Source organism: Acidimicrobiia bacterium (genome assembly GCA_036271555.1).
Classification (GTDB): Bacteria; Actinomycetota; Acidimicrobiia; order IMCC26256; family PALSA-610; genus DATBAK01.
Genome location: DATBAK010000010.1, coordinates 104,786 through 121,789 on the forward strand (window position 1 = coordinate 104,786; position 17,004 = coordinate 121,789).

The following is a 17,004-nucleotide window of genomic DNA, read 5'->3' on the forward strand; positions in this document are numbered from 1 at the left end:
CCGCCCGACCCCACCGGGAGCGTCGAGATTACGACTCTTCGTGGTGCAGCACCTCAAGGTCCGGCAAAGACCGGCGGCGCGGCGGCCGCGAGGAAATCGAGGATCTCGGGGAGCGCACCGGGGTCCTGCGCGAAGAAGGCGTGACCGCCCTCGTAGACGCGCAGCTCCGCGTTCGGCACCCGTTGTGCGATCGCCTCCCCGTTTGCGACCGGCGCGATGCCGTCGTAGCGACCGCTCGCGACGAGCGTCGGACACGTGATCGCGCCGAGCCGGTCGAGAACGTCGTGGCCGGCGCGCGCCCGCAGCTGCTCGATCTCGCCGCGCGCCCGCTCGCTGCCCGCGGGCGCGGTCTCGCGGTCGGCCATCATCGCCGCGAGCCGGCGGTCGCCTTCGTGCGCGGCGAGCCATTCGGGTGTGAAGCGCGTGTCGAGCAGTTGCGGACGCAGCGCGGCGCGCGCGTCGGGCGTGAGATCGGCGAGCTCGTGCAGCGGATACGACGCGCTCGCGCCGCCCGGCGACGTGCACACGAGCGCGAGCCGCGCGACGCGATCCGGGAACGTCGCTGCGAGCTCTTGCGCCACCATTCCACCGAAGCTGATGCCGACGACCCGCACGCGCTCCCATGCGAGCGCGTCGAGCAACGCGACGGCGTCGTGCGCGTAGTCGGCCATCGAATACGGGCCCGACGGCACGTCGGTTCGCCCGAGGCCGCGCTGATCGTGCGCGGCGACGTCGAAGCGGCTGGTGAAGAGGTCGAGGAGCATCCCGCTCGTGGCGAGCGTCGCGCCGGAGCCGTTGAGGAGGAGCAGCGGCGGCCCGCTGCCGCGGCGTTCGTAGTAGACGCGCAGTCCGTCGGTATGGAGCTCGGCCACGACGGCAGATTATGGGAACCCGCATCCCGAGAAGTCGGGGCCGCGGTTGGGTAGCGTCCCGGCATGCTCGGCTTCCGACCTGAAGACGTCGCGCTGCTGGCCACCGCGTCCGATCCCCGGCTCGCCCCGGACGGCGCCCGCGTCGCGTACACCATCACCACCGTCGACCTGGAGCACAACCGCTACGCCTCCCGCGTCGAGGTCTCCTCGTGCGACGGGTCGGGCGATCCCGTCGTGCTCTCCGGGGCCGGCGCGAGCGCGGGGCTCGCGCGCTGGTCGCCGGACGGGCGGCGCATCGCGTTCACGAGTCACCCCGTCGACGACGACCAGGCGGTGTCGGAGATCCACGTCGTCGACGCGAGCGGCGGCGAACCGGTCGTCGTGTGCGCGTGCCCGTCGTCGCCGACGGAGATCGAGTGGTGTCCGGACGGCTCGTCCCTCGGGTTCGTCGCGCGCGACCCCGACCGCGAGCGCTACGGCGCGCCGGGCGAGGAGCGCAAAGAGAAGGACATGTCGCCGCGCCGCATCGAGCGGCTCTTCACGCGTCTCGACAACGAGGGTTGGATAACCGACCGTCCATCGCGCGTGTTCGTCGTCGACGCGGCTGCGTCCTCGCAGCCGCGCGTCGTCACCGACGGCCCGTTCGAGGCGGGTGGGCTCGCGTGGTCGCCCGACGGCCGTCGCCTCGCGTTCGCGTCGGCGCGCCACGACACGTGGGACATCGACTGGGCCCTCGACCTCTTCGTCGCCGACCTTGCGGGCGGCGCTCCGCAGCGGGTCACGACGACGGGACCCGTCTACGCGTTGCCGGCGTGGTCGCCCGACGGCGCTCGCCTTGCGTGCACCCGCATGCCGCCCGAGCTCGACGGACCGTGGAACGGGCAGGTCGCGGTCCTCGACCTCGACGGCTCCAACGAAGCCGTGCTCACCGAGGCGATCGACCGCAACTGCTCGCCGTATCCCGCGTCACGCGGTCCGCAGTGGCGCGACGACGAGATCCTGTTCATGGTCGAGACCGGAGGCTGCGCGCACCTCTGGCGCGCGGCGGCGACGCGCGCCGGCGCGTGCGAGCCGATCGTCACGGGCGAGCGCATGCTGTCGGGCTTCGACGCCGCCGGTGACACGATCGCGTTCGTCGCGGGCGCGCCGGGCTCGCTTCCCGACGTGTTCGTCGTCGCGAATGGTCGGGAGACGCAGATCACCGACGTGACCGCCGCGCTCCGCGATGCGGGCCGCACGATCGCCGAGCCGACCGCCTTCACGGCCTCGCCCGCGGAAGGCGTCGACGTCGACTGCTGGATCATCGAGCCCGAGCACGATCCCGACGAGCGCGTGCCGCTGCTCCTCAACATCCACGGCGGTCCGTTCTCGCACTACGGCAGTCGTTGCTTCGACGAGTTCCAGCTCGAGGTCGGCGCGGGGTTCGGCGTCCTGTACTGCAACCCGCGCGGCTCGGCGAGCTACTCGCAGGATTGGGGTCGCGCGATCCGCTGGCCCGAGTGCGAGACCGACCCCGGTTCGGGCTGGGGCGGCGTCGACTACGACGACGTCATGGCGTGCGTCGACGAGGCGCTGAAGCGCAACGACTGGATCGACCCCGACCGCATCGGTGTGCTGGGCGGAAGCTACGGCGGCTACATGACGTCGTGGATCATCGGGCACTCCGACCGTTTCGCGGCCGCGATCTCCGAGCGCTCGGTGAACAACCTGCTCACGCTCGATCACGGCTCCGACATCGCGGGCTCGTTCGTGAGCTACGTCGGCGTGCGCCACATCGACGATCCCGAGCCCTACCTGCGCCAGTCACCGATCAAGTTCGTGCGGGCCATGAACACGCCGCTGCTCATCCTGCACTCCGAAGACGATCTCCGCTGTCCGGTGAACCAGGCCGAGGAGCTGTTCGTCGCGCTGCGGCTCCTCGGGCGCACACCGGAGTTCGTGCGCTTCCCGGGTGAAGGCCACGAGCTGTCGCGTTCTGGTGCGCCGCGCCATCGCGTGCAGCGCGCCGACATCGTCATCGACTTCTTCCGCCGCCACCTCGGGACGCGTTGACCGGTTCCAGCCGCCGGTCCGAGCGATCGAACGCGCTTCAGGGACCCGTCGAATCGGGCAAGACCTCGCCCAGCAGCGCGGGGAACACCCGGCCGACCTTCGCGAGCAGGTAGTCGCCGTAGGTGCCCGACCATTCGTGCACGCTGGCGCCGTCCCAGCGGCCGGTCGCGTCCGACGTCGGGTCGGTCATGCCCGGGATCGGCAATACATCGGCGTCCCACGCGGGGTCGAGGAACAGCGGGAACGAGATGCGGTCGGCGCCGGTGGTGTTACGCACGCGGTGCGGCGTCGACCTGTAGCGCCCGCCGGTCATGCGCTCGAGCATGTCGCCGAGGTTGACGACGAAGCCGTTCGGCACCGGCGGCGCCGCGATCCAACCGTCGGGACCGTGCACCTCGAGACCCCCCGACGCATCCTGCCCGAGGATCGTGATGAGCCCGTAGTCGGTGTGCTCGCCGACGCTCCACTGGTTCGGCGTCGCACCCGCGGGAAGGGGCGGGTAGTGGAAGATGCGGAACAGGACGACGGGGTCGGTCGTGAGGTGGCGCGCGAACCACTGCTCGTCGAGTCCCAACGCGCGCGCCATCAACTCGAGCAGCGCGTGACCGAGGCGCGTCACCGCATCGACGTACTCCAAGACGGCGGCACGCAACTCGGGCGGTCGGCGCGGGAAGAGATTCGAGCCGTGGAGCGGCCGGCCCGCACGGACGCGCGGGTCGTCGGGACCGAGCTCCTCGCCGAAGTAGAAGCCCTCCTTCATGTCGGGCACGCCCGCCGTGAGCTCGCCGCCGACGGGAAACCAGCCGCGCCAGGCGCGCCCGCCGTGCGGCATCGCGACTTCGCGCTTCTCGTCGTCGGACAACGCGAAGAACTCACGCGCGCGGGACTCGACACGCGCCGTCAGCGACGCGGACACGTCGTGACCGACGACGACGAAGAAGCCCGACGCGCGGCAGGCGTCGTCGATCTCGTGCGCGATCGCGTCACGATCCGCCGCCGAGACGTCGACGATCGGCAGCGACTCCAAGCGAGCTACTCGGGCAAGCCCTGGTGCTTGTCCATCATGTCGGCCATGACCGCACGGATGAACTCGTCGGCCTCGGTCGACCAGCCGCCCGGGATCCCGCCGTAGATCGAGCCGCTCTTCGCGGGCTCGTCCTTGTGCTGGCGCGCGTACTCGACCGATTCGGCGAGGGCACCGGTCCATGCGTCGCGCACACCCGGCAGCGTCTGCGGACGCGTGACGCACATGTGGATCGAGTTCGGGTACTGCTGGCCGTTCATGCGCCACCCGCGCTCGCGCAACGCGTCGTTCACCAGATAGATGTCGAACTCGTCGCTCGTGAAGGAGAAGCAGAACGTCGGCTTGCCCATGATGCGCAGCTCTGAATGCGAGCGCACGTCGGACTGCATCGCGAACGCGGTCTCGAAGATCGCCTTCGCGTACTTCAAGTAGCCCTCGCGGCCGAGCGACACCATCGACGCCCAACTCGCGGCGAGCAGCCCGCTCGAACGCGAGCCGTCGATGCCGGGGGAGCAGTACTTGCCGCCGCTCCAGCTCGTCTGGAAGAAGTACTGACCGTCGCGCAGCGCCATGTCGCGGAACAGCAGCAGCGAGGTGCCCTTGAGGCTGTAGCCGTACTTGTGCGTGTCGGCCGAGATCGTGGTGACCCCGGGAACGCGGAAGTCGAACGGCGGGATGTCGTAACCGAGCTGCTCACCCCACGGGAGGATGAACCCGCCGAGGCAGCCGTCGACGTGCAGTCCGACACCGCGTTCGAGCGCGAGCGCGCCGAGCTCCGCGATCGGATCGATCGTGCCGTAGCCGTAGTTGCCCGCAGATCCGATGATCGCGACCGTGTTCGCGTCGATCGCCGTGCGCACCGCGTCGACGTCGACCTGCGTGGTCGCGAGATCGATCGGCACGACGCGCAGCTCGACGCCGAGGAGGTGACACGCCTTGTCGAACGCGGGGTGCGCGGTCTCCGGCTTCACGACGTTCGGCTGGGTGATGCCGCGGCGCGCGCCCTGCTCGCGGTAGGAGAGCATCGCGTGGAGGATGCTGCCGCTCCCGCCGCTCGTGACGAGACCGGCCGGCTGCGTGTCGGTGACCGTGTCGGAGTGCATGAGCTCGAGGCCCATCGCGATGATCTCGCCCTCGAAGCGCGTGGAGCTCGGGCACACGTCGCGCTGCAGCGCGTTCATGTGGCCGTAGTAGCCGAACGCCTCGTTCAGGAACTCGTAGTGCTCGTGCGAACCGCAGTACATCGAGCCCGAGACCTTGCCGTTCTCCCACGACGCGTCCTCGCGCTGCGACATGTCGCGCAGCTCGCGCAGGATCTCGTCGCGCGGTCGACCCTTTTCGGGAAGGCTGCGCAGGACCGGGAACTCGTCTGCGTACGGGTAGAAGCTGCTCATCGACGCCTCGGATAGGGTCACGAACGTGCGGTCGGTTGCACCTTACGTCCTGGCTATCGACCTGGGAACCACGGGCGTGAAGGTCGCCGCGGTCGCTCGCGACGGGCTCGTGCGGGGCGCCGCGAGCGAGTCGTTCACGACGGCGTTCACCGCCGACGGCGGTGCCGAGCAGGACGCCGAGCAGTGGTGGCAGGCAATCGGTCGCTGCGCACGACTCGCGGTGCACGACAGCGGTGATCCCGACGGCGCGGTCGCGGTCGCGGTGACCGCGCAGTACATGTCGGTCGTCGCGATCGACGCGCAGGGCGTTCCGCTCGCGCCCGTCGTGATGTGGATGGACACGCGCGGCGAAGCGCATCATCCGCTGCGCGACGACGGCGACGCCTTCATGCTGTGGCTCGACCGGCACGGTCTGCCGCCACTGCCGAACGACGACCTCGCGCACGCGGCGGTGCTGCGCTCGACGCATCCGGAGATCGAGGCGCGCGTGGCCGCGATCGTGGAGCCCGTCGACGCTCTCGTCGCGCGCTTGTCCGGCCGCATTGTCGCGACCGCGACGACCGCGTTCCCGCTCATGTGCACCGACAACCGCGAGTGGTCGCGCGTCGCGTACGACCCGGAGCTCGTCGCGCGCGCGGGCGTCGATCCCGCACAGCTGCCGCCGATCGTTGCGAGCGACGAGCCGATCGGGCCGCTCACCTCTGAAGCAGCCGCGCACCTCGGCCTTCCGTCGAGGGTGCTCGTGATGCCGGGAACGGTCGACTCCATCACGTCGGCGGTCGGCGGCGGTGCGCTCGATCCGTCGCGCGTCGCGCTGGTGATCGGCACGACGTCGGTGATGGCGACGCACGTCGGTGCGAAGGCCGCCGACCTCGCGCACGGCATCTCGAGCATGCCGAGCCCGCTGTCGGAGCGTTACTTCGTGATGGCCGAGAACGGTGTCGGCGGCCGCGCGCTCGACACGTGGCTACATCAGGTCGTGTTCGCCGACGACGAGCTCGCGTCCGGCGCGCCGCCCGCCGACGGGTTCGCGCGCGCAGAAGCGGCGGCCGCGCGCGTCGCGCCCGGCAGCGGCGGCGTCATCTACTTCCCGTGGCTCACCGGGTCGATCGCGCCCGCGCCCGACGACGACGTACGCGGTGGCTTCGCGGGTCTCGGGCTCTCGACGTCGCGCGCGGAGATGACGCGCGCGGTCTACGAGGGCGTCGCGCTGAACGCGGCGTGGTTGCTCGAGCCGTTCGCCGCGTTCACGGGTGTCGACTACGACGTGATGACGTTCGGCGGTGGCGGCGCGCGCAGCGCGCTCTGGGGTGAGCTCCTCGCAGACGCGTGCGGCATCGCGATCGAGCGCCTCGCGGAGCCGCAGTACACGAACGCGCGCGGCGCGGCCCGCCTCGCCTTCGGCGTGCTCGGTGAGATCGACCCGGACTCTGGTCCGCCTCCGCCGGTCGCGCAGGTCCACCACCCCGATCCCGAGCGCCACGAGCTGTACCGCGCCCTGCGCGACCGCTTCGCCGCCTTCCACACCGCCGCGAGCGGTTGGTACCGGGCCGCCCGCCGCGGTTAGTGGTACTGCGTTGCCGGCGTATCGCCGGGCAACGCAGTACCACCGAGAGGCCATGGTGAACGATCGGAGCGCCCTGGACGTGTCATGAGCATCGGCCATGGGGGAGGTCTCCGATGCGGTCACGACGGCTCGTCCCGGCACTCGTTCTCGGACTCGCGCTCGCGCTCGCACTGGGCGCCTGTGGCAGCACCGTCGACGGCGCGGCGCCCACGCGAACGACGGCCACCGCGGCGCCGCCAACGCACCGGCTCGCCGATCCCGCGGTGGTCGTGGCGACCAGCGACGGCATGGTCTCGGTCCGCACCGCGACCGGCCAGGTCGGCTTTCGCGCGCCGAACGGCATCGTGTCGCCCGATCGCTCGACGATCGTGCAGGCCGAGGCGATGACGACCGGCACGCGCGTCGTGGCGTCTGACGCCGCGACCGGCACCGTGCGCTGGAGTCACGACGTGCCCGGCAACCGTCGGGTGCGGGTGGCGTCGCCCGGCGGGCGCTTCGTGGCCCTCGTCGACGGCAACCTGAGCTACGCAGCGTCGCCGCGCGCGACCACGACGGTCGACGTCGCGACTGCGACCGGCGCGCACCGCTACCGCTTCGCCGGCAACTTCGATCCCGAGGCGTTCAGCACCGATGGTCACACGCTGTTCGTCCTCGACTTCCTGCCCGCGATGAAACCGACGCGCTATTCCGTCCGCGAGGTCGATCTCGCGTCGGGTGCAATCCGCGCGGTGCCCGACCGCGACGGCAGCATCCGCGCGCCGATGCCCGGCTACGCGCTGGCACAGACGATGAGTCCCGACGGCACGCAGCTCTACACGTTCTACGCGTCGAGCGAGCCGATCTCGGGCGACGACGGCGACCAGTACCACGCGTGGATCCACGTGCTCAACCTGCAACACAAGTGGGCGCACTGCCTCGAGCTCGACGAGGACATCGGCATCCAGGGCGGCGCGAACGCCGCGCTGGCAGTGAGTGCGGACTCGAAGCGCCTCTACGTGAGCGACCGGTTGACGGGCGCGTTCGTGAGCATCGACACCGCTTCACTGCGCGCGACGCGCACCCGTTTCGTTCGCGATCTCGAGACCAGCACGGGTGCGGTGCTCGCCGCCACCGGCGACGCGCTCTACGCGAACGCGGGTCCGCACGGCGTCGTTCGCCTCGACGCGCGCACGCTCGAACCCGACTCCGGAACGTTCGAGTCGTCTCGCGCGGTCCTCGCGCTGCAGGTCGACCGTTCGGGGCAGGCGCTCTACGTGCTCGCGACCGACGGCCTCTTCGTCGTCGACCCGCGCGGGCGCGTCCTCGAACGATGGGCGGCGCCCGGGAGCGCGACGAGCATCGCCCCGTCGCCCATGCCGGGCCGTGGCACCTATTTCTGCGCGTGCTGAGCCCGCCCCGACCTCTGGCCCGCCGACCGCTTCGTGGACGACACTTCGGCATCTCACCGGGGCCGCCGCGTGCTCGAAGCTGATCCGCACATCATCCGCACCGCGGCGACCGGCGACCACCGCGCGTTCGAGATCATCGTCCGCACCTACCAGGAGCCGGTCGTGCGGTTCCTCGCGCATCTCCTCAGCGACCGCGTCCTCGCCGACGACGTCGCGCAGGAGACGTTCCTGCGCTGCTATCAGAAGCTCGATCACTACTCGTTCGAGGGTCGCTTCTCGACGTGGCTGCTGCGAGTCGCGCACAACGCCGGCATCGACGCGATCCGGAGTCGCGTGCGCCGGGAGCGACTCGACGGCGCGGGAACGATCGTGAGCGCGACCGACCCGGTGCTGCGCGCGGAGCTCGTCGCCGCGCTCGGGACGCTGCCGGTGCGGCTGCGTGAGCCGCTGCTGCTCGTCGAGGTCACGGGTCTCCGCTACCGCGAGGCCGCGGAGGTGCTCGGTATTCCCGAAGGGACGGTCAAGAGTCGCGTGGCCCACGCGCGCTCACGGCTCGCGCGGTGGTTCCGCGCGGGCGACGAGTCGAGACCCGGGGCCGGCGAGCGGTCGGGTCGCAACGATGTCGAAGCGCCGTATCGCGACGAGCGAGGACGCGACGATGGAAAGGGGGCGAGCGGTGCGGTGTCGTGACGCAACGCCGCTGCTGTCGGCCGCGCTCGACGACGAGCTCGCGCCCGACGAACGGCAGGCGCTCACCGTGCACGTCGCGACGTGCGCGCGCTGCCACGACGAACAGCGCGCCTACGAGCGCCTCCGCGCGCAGCTGCGGGTCGGCGAGCCGATCGCCGTCGACCTGGTGCCTGCGCTCCGCGCGCAGCTCGACGACCGCCACGTGCTGGTCGACCTCGAGCCCGAGCGGGCGACCCGTCGACCCCGCCGCGCGCGCGTCGCCGGTGTGATCGCGCTGGTTGCGGCACTCATCGCCGCGCTCGTCGTGGTCGTGCGCCGACCCGCGCCCGTCCGTGTCGCCACGAGACCCGCGCCGGTGATCCCGCAACTGCGCGCTCCCGGTACGGCGTCGCTGCTGCTCGCGTGGACGACGGGGGGACTGCCGGCGGACGCGACCGCGCGCACTCGCGCGATCGTCGGCGTGCGCGCGGTCACGGAAGTGCGCGGCACCGAGCTCCTGCTCACGGGCGAACACGACGCCGACGGCCACGCGCGCCTCCACCTGCCCGCCGGCGCGACCATCCCGCTCGACGCGCTCGCGATCGATCCCGCGACCTACGCGCGCGACGTGCCCGGCAAGGCCGCGGCCGTGGTGCGCGCCCTCCCGCCCGACGGCGCGCTGCTCGGCGCGACCTCGGCGCGGCTGCGCGGGATCGGCGTCGGCGGCACGCTCACGTTCGGCGGCACGACGCTGCGCGTCACCGGAGTGGTCGCCGATTCCCTCGTCGGCGCCGCGGAGATCGTCGTGCGCGACGACGGTCCGATGGCGGTTCCGACGCCGCGGTTCCTGTTGGTCGCGTACCGCGGCGATCGCTCGGACCTCGAGACCGCGATCCGCGTCGCACTGCAGCAGCCGGTCCGGTTCCGCGCGCCGGGAGAGACGCCCTACCTTCGCCAGGGCGACGCGGTGCTGCCGCAGGCGATCGTGAAGGCCCGCTTCGGCGAGTTCTGGTATCGCCGCGCCGGCGACGGCCTCGTGACCATCGATCCCGCATGGATCGCGCGCAACATCGTGACGATCGACGTGACCGGCCTCGGCCCTATCCGCGTCAACCGGGGCATCGCCTCCGCATTGAAGACCGCGCTCGACGACGCCGGCCTGCACTCGACGACATCGCCCGTCGGCTTCGAGGCGGAGCCGCTCACGGCGCGTCTCGAGTTGTCGCGCCACACCTGGGGGATCGGCATCGCGCTCCCGGGCGCCGCGACGAGCCGCCCCGCGACGATCGCCGCCCTCGCACGAGCCGGATTCCGCTGGGGCGGGCTATGGCTGAACCGCAGCCCCGACTACTTCGAATGGGTCGGCAGCGCGACACCCTGACGCACAGTTCCCGCAGGAACGGCCGGGTCGCCTCGCGGGCCGGCCGCCCCGGAGCCTGAGGCGTCAGGAGCGGCGAGCGGAGCGAGCGCGACCATCAAGCATCGAGCCACAGGCGCACGAGGTCGCGAAGCCGATCGATCCCCGTCTGCTTCACCGCGCTCACCCACACCACGTCGCCGGGGTCGAGCATGCACCCCTGCGCGAGCTCACGCCGGCGCTTGTCGCGCTTCGCGGGTCGCACCTTGTCGTGCTTCGTCGCGACCACCGTGTGGGGGAGCGCGTTCTCGCGCAGCCAGTCGAGCATCTGCACGTCGAGCTTCGTCGGCCCGATCTCGCCGTCGACGAGCACGAGCACCATCGTGAGCCCGTCGCGTTCGACGAGGTAGCGCTCGATCATCGGCTGCCATGCGGCGCGCGTCGTCTTCGACGTCGCCGCGTATCCGTAGCCGGGACAGTCGACCATCGTGCGGGTGCCGTCGCCGCCGAGCGCGAACAGGTTGAGCGTCTGCGTGCGGCCGGGCGTCTTCGACGTGTGCGCGAGGTGCTTGCGTCCCGAGACCGCGTTCAGGAGCGACGACTTCCCGACGTTCGATCGGCCGACGACCGCGAGCTCGCAGCGGGTACCGGGCAGCTGATCGACCGCCGTGGCGGAGCGGACGTACTCGAATTCGAGGCGTGCCATCTGCCTATATCCATTGCTTGCGGCGGAAGTACCAGAGCTGGACGAGGGTGGTCGTGACGATCAGCAGCCACGAGAAGCCGTAGCCCTGCGCCCACCCGAGCTCGGGGATGTGCTTGAAGTTCTGGCCGTACAGCCCGACGATGAACGTCGGCAGCAGCAGGATCGACGCGACCGCGGTCAGCCGCTTCATCACCTCGTTTTGATCGTTCGAGATCTTCGACTGGTGGTAGTCGCGCACACCGGCGATGAGGTCGCGCGCCGACTCGAGACCGTCGTTCGCGCGCAGCAGCTTGTCGTAGGTGTCGCCGAAGTGGAGCTCGACGTCGCGGGCGAACAGCTCACCGTCGTCGAGCTCGACGCGGTCGTCGACGACGCGTCGCGCCGCGTCACGCGTCGGCGCGAGCGTCTTGCGGATGTGCAGCAGGTCGTGGCGCAGGTCGGAGAGCCGGTGCCGTACGACGTTGTTGCTCCACTCCTCGACGTGGTCCTCGAGCTCGTCGACCTCGTCGTGCAGATCGTCGACGAGGTCGAGGAAGGCCTCGGCGACCTGGTCGAAGATGCGGTACGCGAGCATCCCCGCGGTGAGCTGGCCGTGCCCTTCGGAGCGAACGTCGGAGAGGTCGATCGGCTCGCCGCGTTCGGGCGTCTTGCGCACCGTGAGCACCAGCGCCTCGGTGAGGACGAGGTCGATCTCCTGGTAGTAGACGCGGTCCTCGGTGGGCACCTCCACCGGCACGAGCAGGATGCCGAACACGTAGTTGCCGTGGCTCTCGAGCTTCGGGCGGGGGTCGTCGGCGTGCACCGCAGGCGCGGTCAGGTTGTCGAGCGCGAGCGGATGGAGCCGGCCGTCGAAGTGCGCGCGCAGGGTCGCTTCGTCGGGATCGAGGAGATCGACCCATTCCACCGATGCCATGCCGTCACGCTAGATGGCCGGTGCCACGCGACCGCGTAGCATCCGAAGCGGGTCCGGACTGCGGGCCGGCAAGGCCGGGCCGGGAGGTATCGCATGGTCAACCGCAATCCCGAGCACCTCCCCGAGACGATCGTCGGGATCTCGTTCGGCGACGTGTTCCGCGCGCAGGAGTTCCTCACCGCCGCGGCGCGGGTCGCGTCGAAGGGCGGGTTCGAGATCGTCGACGCGGTCATCGTCGTGAAGGACGTCGACGGACGCACGCACGTGCGCGAGACGACCGACCCGACGCCCGGTCGCAGCGCGCTGTCGGGTGCGGTGTGGACGAGCCTCATCGGCTTCTTCGTCGGCGGGCCGGTCGGGTGGCTCGCGGGTGCCGCGGTGGGCGCGGGCGCGGGCGCGGTCACCGCGAAGGTGATGGACATCGGGATCTCCGACGAATGGGTGAAGTGGTTCCGCGATGTCGTGCAGCCCGGCACCGCGACCATCGTCCTCCTCGTGATCAAGCTCGAGCGCGACGCGCTGGCCGCCGAGCTCGAACGTTTCAGCGGCGCGGAGCTCGTGTACGCGAACCTCGACGACTCGACGGTCGAGCGGCTCAAGGCCGCGCTCGGCGACACGCACAGCGACGCTCCGGACGAGGCCGCACCGGCCCAATGAGCGCGAGGCGCAGACCGCCGGCGCGGTCAGCGGTGATCCAACTCGTCGCGCTCGGGATCGAGCGCCGAAGGTCGGAGCGGCCCAATGAGCACTGAGGAGATGGAGACGCTCACTGAGGCGATCGACCGCCTCCGCGACGACGGCTACTCGCACGACTTCTTCGCGGTGACCGGCGGCAAGCTGCGGTGCCGGCAGTGCGGCAAGGAGATCGACGCGTCGACCCTCACGATCACCGACGTCGTGCGCTTCGAGGGCGAGTCGGATCCCGAAGATGAGAGCGTTCTCTACGGCCTCTCGTTCAACGGCGATCGCGCGGGTCTCTACAGCCCGCCCTACGGCGCGAGCGCGACGCCCGAGGACATCGCGGTGATCGGCGAGCTCGGGCAGTAGCTCCACCAATAGCCGCAAGCGAACGAGCGGCGAGCGGAGCGAGCAAGCGACCTCGCCGACTCCCATTCGGCGCCGGGTCGGGCGAGCCTGCGAGTCGGACCAGTAGACGTGTGGTGGTAGCACCCCACGAGCGCGCCGGGCCGCCACCTTGGTCGCTCACCCTCGGAACGCGACACTGCGAGGCGATGGGGCAGGTCGGGCGGTTCGCGTGGTACCGGTTCCGGACCACGATCAGGCGGCGCGGGACGGGCTACGTCGCGCTGACCCTGCTGGTGGGATCGCTCGGTGGGCTCGCGTTGGCATCGGTCGCGGGTGCGCGCCGCACGCAGTCGTCGTATCCCGCGTTCTTCGCGAGCACGCATCCGTCCGACATGACGTTTCCGACTGCGCTCTACGGCCTCGACGGCGCGACATCCGGCTACGCGGCGTCGCGGCTGACTCGGATCGCGCACCTCCCGCACGTGCGGCACCTGGAGAGCTCGGCGCAACTCAACAACGCCGCGCTCGCGCCCGACGGGTCGGAGATCGTGCCGAAGGGTCCGCTGCCGGCCAACTTCGAGGTCAGCACCGAGGCGAGCGTCGACGGCCTCGGCTTCGACCAGGACCGCGTGACGATCACGCAGGGCCGCGCCGCCGATCCTGCCCGCGCCGACGAGATGGTGATGTCGGCCGCGATCGCGAGACTCCTGCACTTCCACCTCGGCGAGGTCCTCCCGATGGGCTTCTACACGAACGCGCAGGAGGCCGCGCCGGGCCCGAGCGGCGACGAGTGGCGCCCGCATCCGTACCGAACGGTCGCGATCCGGATCGTCGGCTTCGGCGTCCAGAACACCGCGATCGTCCAGGACGACGTCGACGCCCAGGCGTCGAACTTCGTGCTCTTCACGCCCGCGTTGACGCGCCGGCTGGTCGCGTGCTGCGCGTCGAGCACCACCACTGCGGCCGTGCTCGATCACGGCGCGCGCGACAGCGCGACCGTCGAGTCGGAGCTCGCGCGCATCAACCCGGTCCTCGCGACGCACGTCACGGTGTCGTCGGGCGCGATCGCAAAGGCCGAACGGGCGGTGGAACCGGAATCGATCGCGCTCGCGGTGTTCGGCGGGATCGCCGCCCTCACGGTGCTCGTGCTCGCGACCCAGGCCATCGCCCGGCTCCTGCGCGTCGACCGCGAGGAGCTCGACACCGTTCGCGCGCTGGGTGCGACACCGGCGATGACGGCGACGTCCGCGCTCGTGGGCGCGCTCGGCGCAATCACGGGTGGCGTGGTGGTGGCCGGGCTCGTGGCGCTCGCGCTGTCACCGCTCGCGCCGTTCGGTCCCGCGCGTCACGTGTACCCGCATCGCGGGATCACCCTCGACGCGACCGTGGTCGGCTTCGGCATGCTCGTGCTGCTCGGGTTCCTCGGCGTCGCGGCCGCGCTCCTGGCCGCGCGCGACGCCGTGCACCACGCAATGGCCGAAGGATCGCGCCGGCGGCGGGCGTCGTGGACGGCCGGCGCGTCGTACCTGCCGACGCCCGCGCTCACCGGAGTGCGCTTCGCGCTCGATCCCGGGCGCCGGCGCCGCGACGTACCCGTCCGCTCGGCCGTCGTCGGCACCGCGCTCGCGATCGCAGTCGTCGTCGGCACGCTGACCTTCGGCGCGAGCCTGCACGTCCTCGTGTCGCGACCCGCGCTGTACGGGTGGAACTGGAACGACGAGCTGAGCGGGGGTGGGGGAGTCGGAGCGGTCCCGCGCGCGCAGGCCGAGTCGGCGCTCCGGCGCGACCACGACCTCGCCGCGTGGAGCGGCGTCTATTTCAGCACCGCGCGCATCCAAGGTCTGACCGTGCCGCTGATCGGCGCAACGCCCGGCGCCGCGGTCGCACCGCCGCTGCTCTCGGGTCGGGGCCTCGAACGCGCGAACGAGATCGTGCTCGGCGCGACGACGCTCGCCGAGCTCCACCGCCAGGTCGGCGACACGGTCGAGGTCGACACCGGCGCTCGCGCACCGACGCGGCTCACGATCGCGGGGACTGCGAGCCTGCCGGCGATCGGCGGCAGCGGCGCGGGGAGCGCGCATCTCGAGATGGGCACCGGCGCGGTGCTCGACGCGTCGCTCCTTCCCGAGGGGCTCCGCAATGCCGCGGGCAACCGACCCAAAGGACCCAACGCGATCTTCGTGCGCTTCCGACCCGGCGTGAACCGCGCGGCCGCGGTGCGCGGGCTCGACCGGATCGCGGACTCGTTGAGCCTCCCGACGAACTGGGGCGTGACGGTGACGCCCGTGCAGCACCCTGCCGAGATCTCCAACGACCGATCGATCGACGGCACACCGCTCGTGCTCGGTGGCGCGCTCGCGCTCGGCGCGCTGTTCGCGTTGGGGCTCACGCTCGTCGCGTCGGTCCGGAGCCGTCGGTACGACCTCGCGTTGCTGAAGACGTTCGGCTTCACGCGCCGGCAGCTCGCCGCGGTCGTCGCGTGGCAGGCGACCACGGCGGTGTTGATCGGGGTCGTCGTCGGCGTGCCCGTCGGGATCATCGCGGGACGCTCGTTGTGGGAGCTGTTCGCGCGCGAGATCCACGCGGTCCCGCGCCCGAGTGTTCCGACCGGCGCGATCTTCGTGATCGCGTTGGGTGCGTTGCTGCTCGCGAACCTCGTCGCCGCCGTTCCCGGACGCCACGCCGCGCGCACGCGGATCACCACCCTGCTGCGCGGAGACTGACTGTCCTTACCGGTCGGGCTCGCTCCGCTCGCCGCTCGTGTGCCTACACGTCCATGAGGCGGTCGTGGTTGAAGTCGTCGTAGGCGGCGAGGTCGAGCAGTCCGTGACCGGAGTAGTTGAAGAGGATCACCTTCTCCTCGCCCGATTCCTTGCACGCGAGCGCCTCGTCGATCGCGGCGCGGATGCCGTGCCCGGTCTCGGGCGCGGCGATCCTTCCCTCGACCTTCGCGAACAGCGCGGCGGCTTCGAACGTCTTCGACTGCGGGTACGCGACCGCGTCCATGCGCCCGCACTTCACGAGGAGCGAGATGATCGGCGCGTCCCCGTGGTAGCGCAGACCGCCGGCGTGGATCGTCGGCGGCATGAAGTCCTTGCCGAGCGTGTACATCGGCAGCAACGGCGTCATGCCCGCGGTGTCGCCGAAGTCGTAGTCGAACTGGCCCGACGTGAGAGTCGCGCAGCTGGTCGGCTCGACCGCGAGGAGGCGTACGCGCGCGTCCTCCATGAACGGCAGCGCGATGCCGCCGAGGTTCGAGCCACCGCCGCACGGTGCGATCACGACGTCGGGATGCGATTCGCCCGCCATCGCGAGCTGTTCCTTCGCTTCGAGCCCGATGACGGTCTGGTGCAGGAGCACGTGGTTGAGCACCGAGCCGAGTGAGTAGTGCGTGTCGTCACGGCTCGCGGCGTCGGCGACCGCGTCGGAGATCGCGAGTCCGAGCGAGCCGGGGCTCGAGGTGTCGGCAACGGGCGACGGCACGCACTCCGCGCCCCACGTCTCCATCATCACGCGCCGGTACGGCTTCGACTCGAAGCTGCTCCGCACCATGTACACCTTGCACTCGATGTCGAACTGCGCGCACGCGAAGCTCAGCGCGGTGCCCCACTGGCCGGCACCGGTCTCGGTCGCCAGTCGCTTCGTTCCTTCCTGCGCGTTGTAGTACGCCTGCGCGACGGCCGTGTTCGGCTTGTGCGATCCCGCGGGCGACACCGACTCGTCCTTGAAGTAGATGCGCGCGGGTGTGCCGAGCGCGCGTTCGAGCGCCTCGGCGCGCACGAGCGGCGTCGGGCGCCAGAGCCGCAGCACGTCGAGCACGCCGCCGGGGATGTCGATCGTGAGCGCGCCGCTCACCTCTTGCTCGATGAGCCCCATCGGGAACAGCGGCGCGAGATCGGCGGGTCCGATCGGCTCACGCGTCCCCGGATGCAACGGCGGCTGCATCGGCTCGGGCAGGCGCGGGACGGCGTTGAACCACGCGGTCGGCATCTTCTCGAACGGCAGGTTGAAGCGCATGGCGACCTCCGGGGTGACG

14 protein-coding genes are annotated in these 17,004 nt (G+C 71.1%); 8 read left to right on the forward strand and 6 right to left on the reverse strand.

The window, feature by feature from the left end; all coding sequences use genetic code 11:
• Positions 1–53 precede the first annotated feature (53 nt).
• Positions 54–872, reverse strand: a complete 819-nt coding sequence (locus VH914_03990) for an alpha/beta hydrolase (protein ID HEX4490347.1) — start codon at positions 870–872, stop codon at positions 54–56.
• 63 nt (positions 873–935) lie between these two features.
• Here VH914_03990 and VH914_03995 point away from each other — a divergent pair, with 63 nt between their 5' ends.
• Positions 936–2,924, forward strand: coding sequence for a S9 family peptidase (locus VH914_03995; protein HEX4490348.1), 1,989 nt, complete (start codon positions 936–938; stop codon positions 2,922–2,924).
• 37 nt (positions 2,925–2,961) lie between these two features.
• On the opposite strand, the gene VH914_04000 is transcribed toward VH914_03995, so the two are convergent.
• Together VH914_04000 and VH914_04005 are read right to left on the reverse strand one after the other, a co-directional pair.
• Entirely contained in the window at positions 2,962–3,951 is a 990-nt protein-coding gene (locus VH914_04000; protein HEX4490349.1) for a 2-oxoglutarate and iron-dependent oxygenase domain-containing protein, read from the reverse strand.
• 5 nt (positions 3,952–3,956) lie between these two features.
• Positions 3,957–5,342, reverse strand: a complete 1,386-nt coding sequence (locus tag VH914_04005) for an aminotransferase class V-fold PLP-dependent enzyme (protein HEX4490350.1) — start codon at positions 5,340–5,342, stop codon at positions 3,957–3,959.
• 25 nt (positions 5,343–5,367) lie between these two features.
• Here VH914_04005 and VH914_04010 point away from each other — a divergent pair, with 25 nt between their 5' ends.
• The 4 genes from VH914_04010 (at position 5,368) to VH914_04025 (ending at position 10,347) form a co-directional block, all read left to right on the forward strand.
• Entirely contained in the window at positions 5,368–6,909 is a 1,542-nt protein-coding gene (locus VH914_04010; protein HEX4490351.1) for an FGGY family carbohydrate kinase, read from the forward strand.
• Positions 6,910–7,022: 113 nt separating this feature from the next.
• On the forward strand, positions 7,023–8,297 hold the full coding sequence (locus VH914_04015) for a hypothetical protein (protein HEX4490352.1): 1,275 nt from the start codon (positions 7,023–7,025) through the stop codon (positions 8,295–8,297).
• Between the two features lie 69 nt (positions 8,298–8,366).
• On the forward strand, positions 8,367–8,987 hold the full coding sequence (locus tag VH914_04020) for a sigma-70 family RNA polymerase sigma factor (protein HEX4490353.1): 621 nt from the start codon (positions 8,367–8,369) through the stop codon (positions 8,985–8,987).
• Positions 8,974–10,347, forward strand: a complete 1,374-nt coding sequence (locus tag VH914_04025; GenBank protein ID HEX4490354.1) for a zf-HC2 domain-containing protein — start codon at positions 8,974–8,976, stop codon at positions 10,345–10,347. Before VH914_04020 ends, VH914_04025 begins: the two co-directional genes overlap by 14 nt.
• A gap of 94 nt (positions 10,348–10,441) precedes the next feature.
• Here the strand turns inward: VH914_04025 and yihA are convergent, their stop codons facing one another.
• The gene (gene yihA / locus VH914_04030; protein HEX4490355.1) at positions 10,442–11,029 is read right to left on the reverse strand and encodes a ribosome biogenesis GTP-binding protein YihA/YsxC; all 588 of its coding nucleotides are present in this window, start codon (positions 11,027–11,029) and stop codon (positions 10,442–10,444) included.
• A 4-nt stretch (positions 11,030–11,033) separates the two neighbouring features.
• Entirely contained in the window at positions 11,034–11,942 is a 909-nt protein-coding gene (locus VH914_04035) for a magnesium transporter CorA family protein (protein HEX4490356.1), read from the reverse strand.
• A 93-nt stretch (positions 11,943–12,035) separates the two neighbouring features.
• Between VH914_04035 and VH914_04040 the strand changes: the two genes are divergently transcribed.
• The 3 genes from VH914_04040 (at position 12,036) to VH914_04050 (ending at position 15,691) form a co-directional block, all read left to right on the forward strand.
• Positions 12,036–12,599: a DUF1269 domain-containing protein gene (locus VH914_04040; protein ID HEX4490357.1), complete on the forward strand. Its 564-nt coding sequence runs from the start codon at positions 12,036–12,038 to the stop codon at positions 12,597–12,599.
• Between the two features lie 84 nt (positions 12,600–12,683).
• The gene (locus tag VH914_04045) at positions 12,684–12,989 is read left to right on the forward strand and encodes a hypothetical protein (protein ID HEX4490358.1); all 306 of its coding nucleotides are present in this window, start codon (positions 12,684–12,686) and stop codon (positions 12,987–12,989) included.
• 185 nt (positions 12,990–13,174) lie between these two features.
• Complete coding sequence (locus VH914_04050; GenBank protein HEX4490359.1) at positions 13,175–15,691, forward strand: FtsX-like permease family protein; 2,517 nt, start codon at positions 13,175–13,177, stop codon at positions 15,689–15,691.
• A 43-nt stretch (positions 15,692–15,734) separates the two neighbouring features.
• On the opposite strand, the gene VH914_04055 is transcribed toward VH914_04050, so the two are convergent.
• Complete coding sequence (locus tag VH914_04055; GenBank protein ID HEX4490360.1) at positions 15,735–16,985, reverse strand: TrpB-like pyridoxal phosphate-dependent enzyme; 1,251 nt, start codon at positions 16,983–16,985, stop codon at positions 15,735–15,737.
• Between the last annotated feature and the right edge of the window lie 19 nt (positions 16,986–17,004).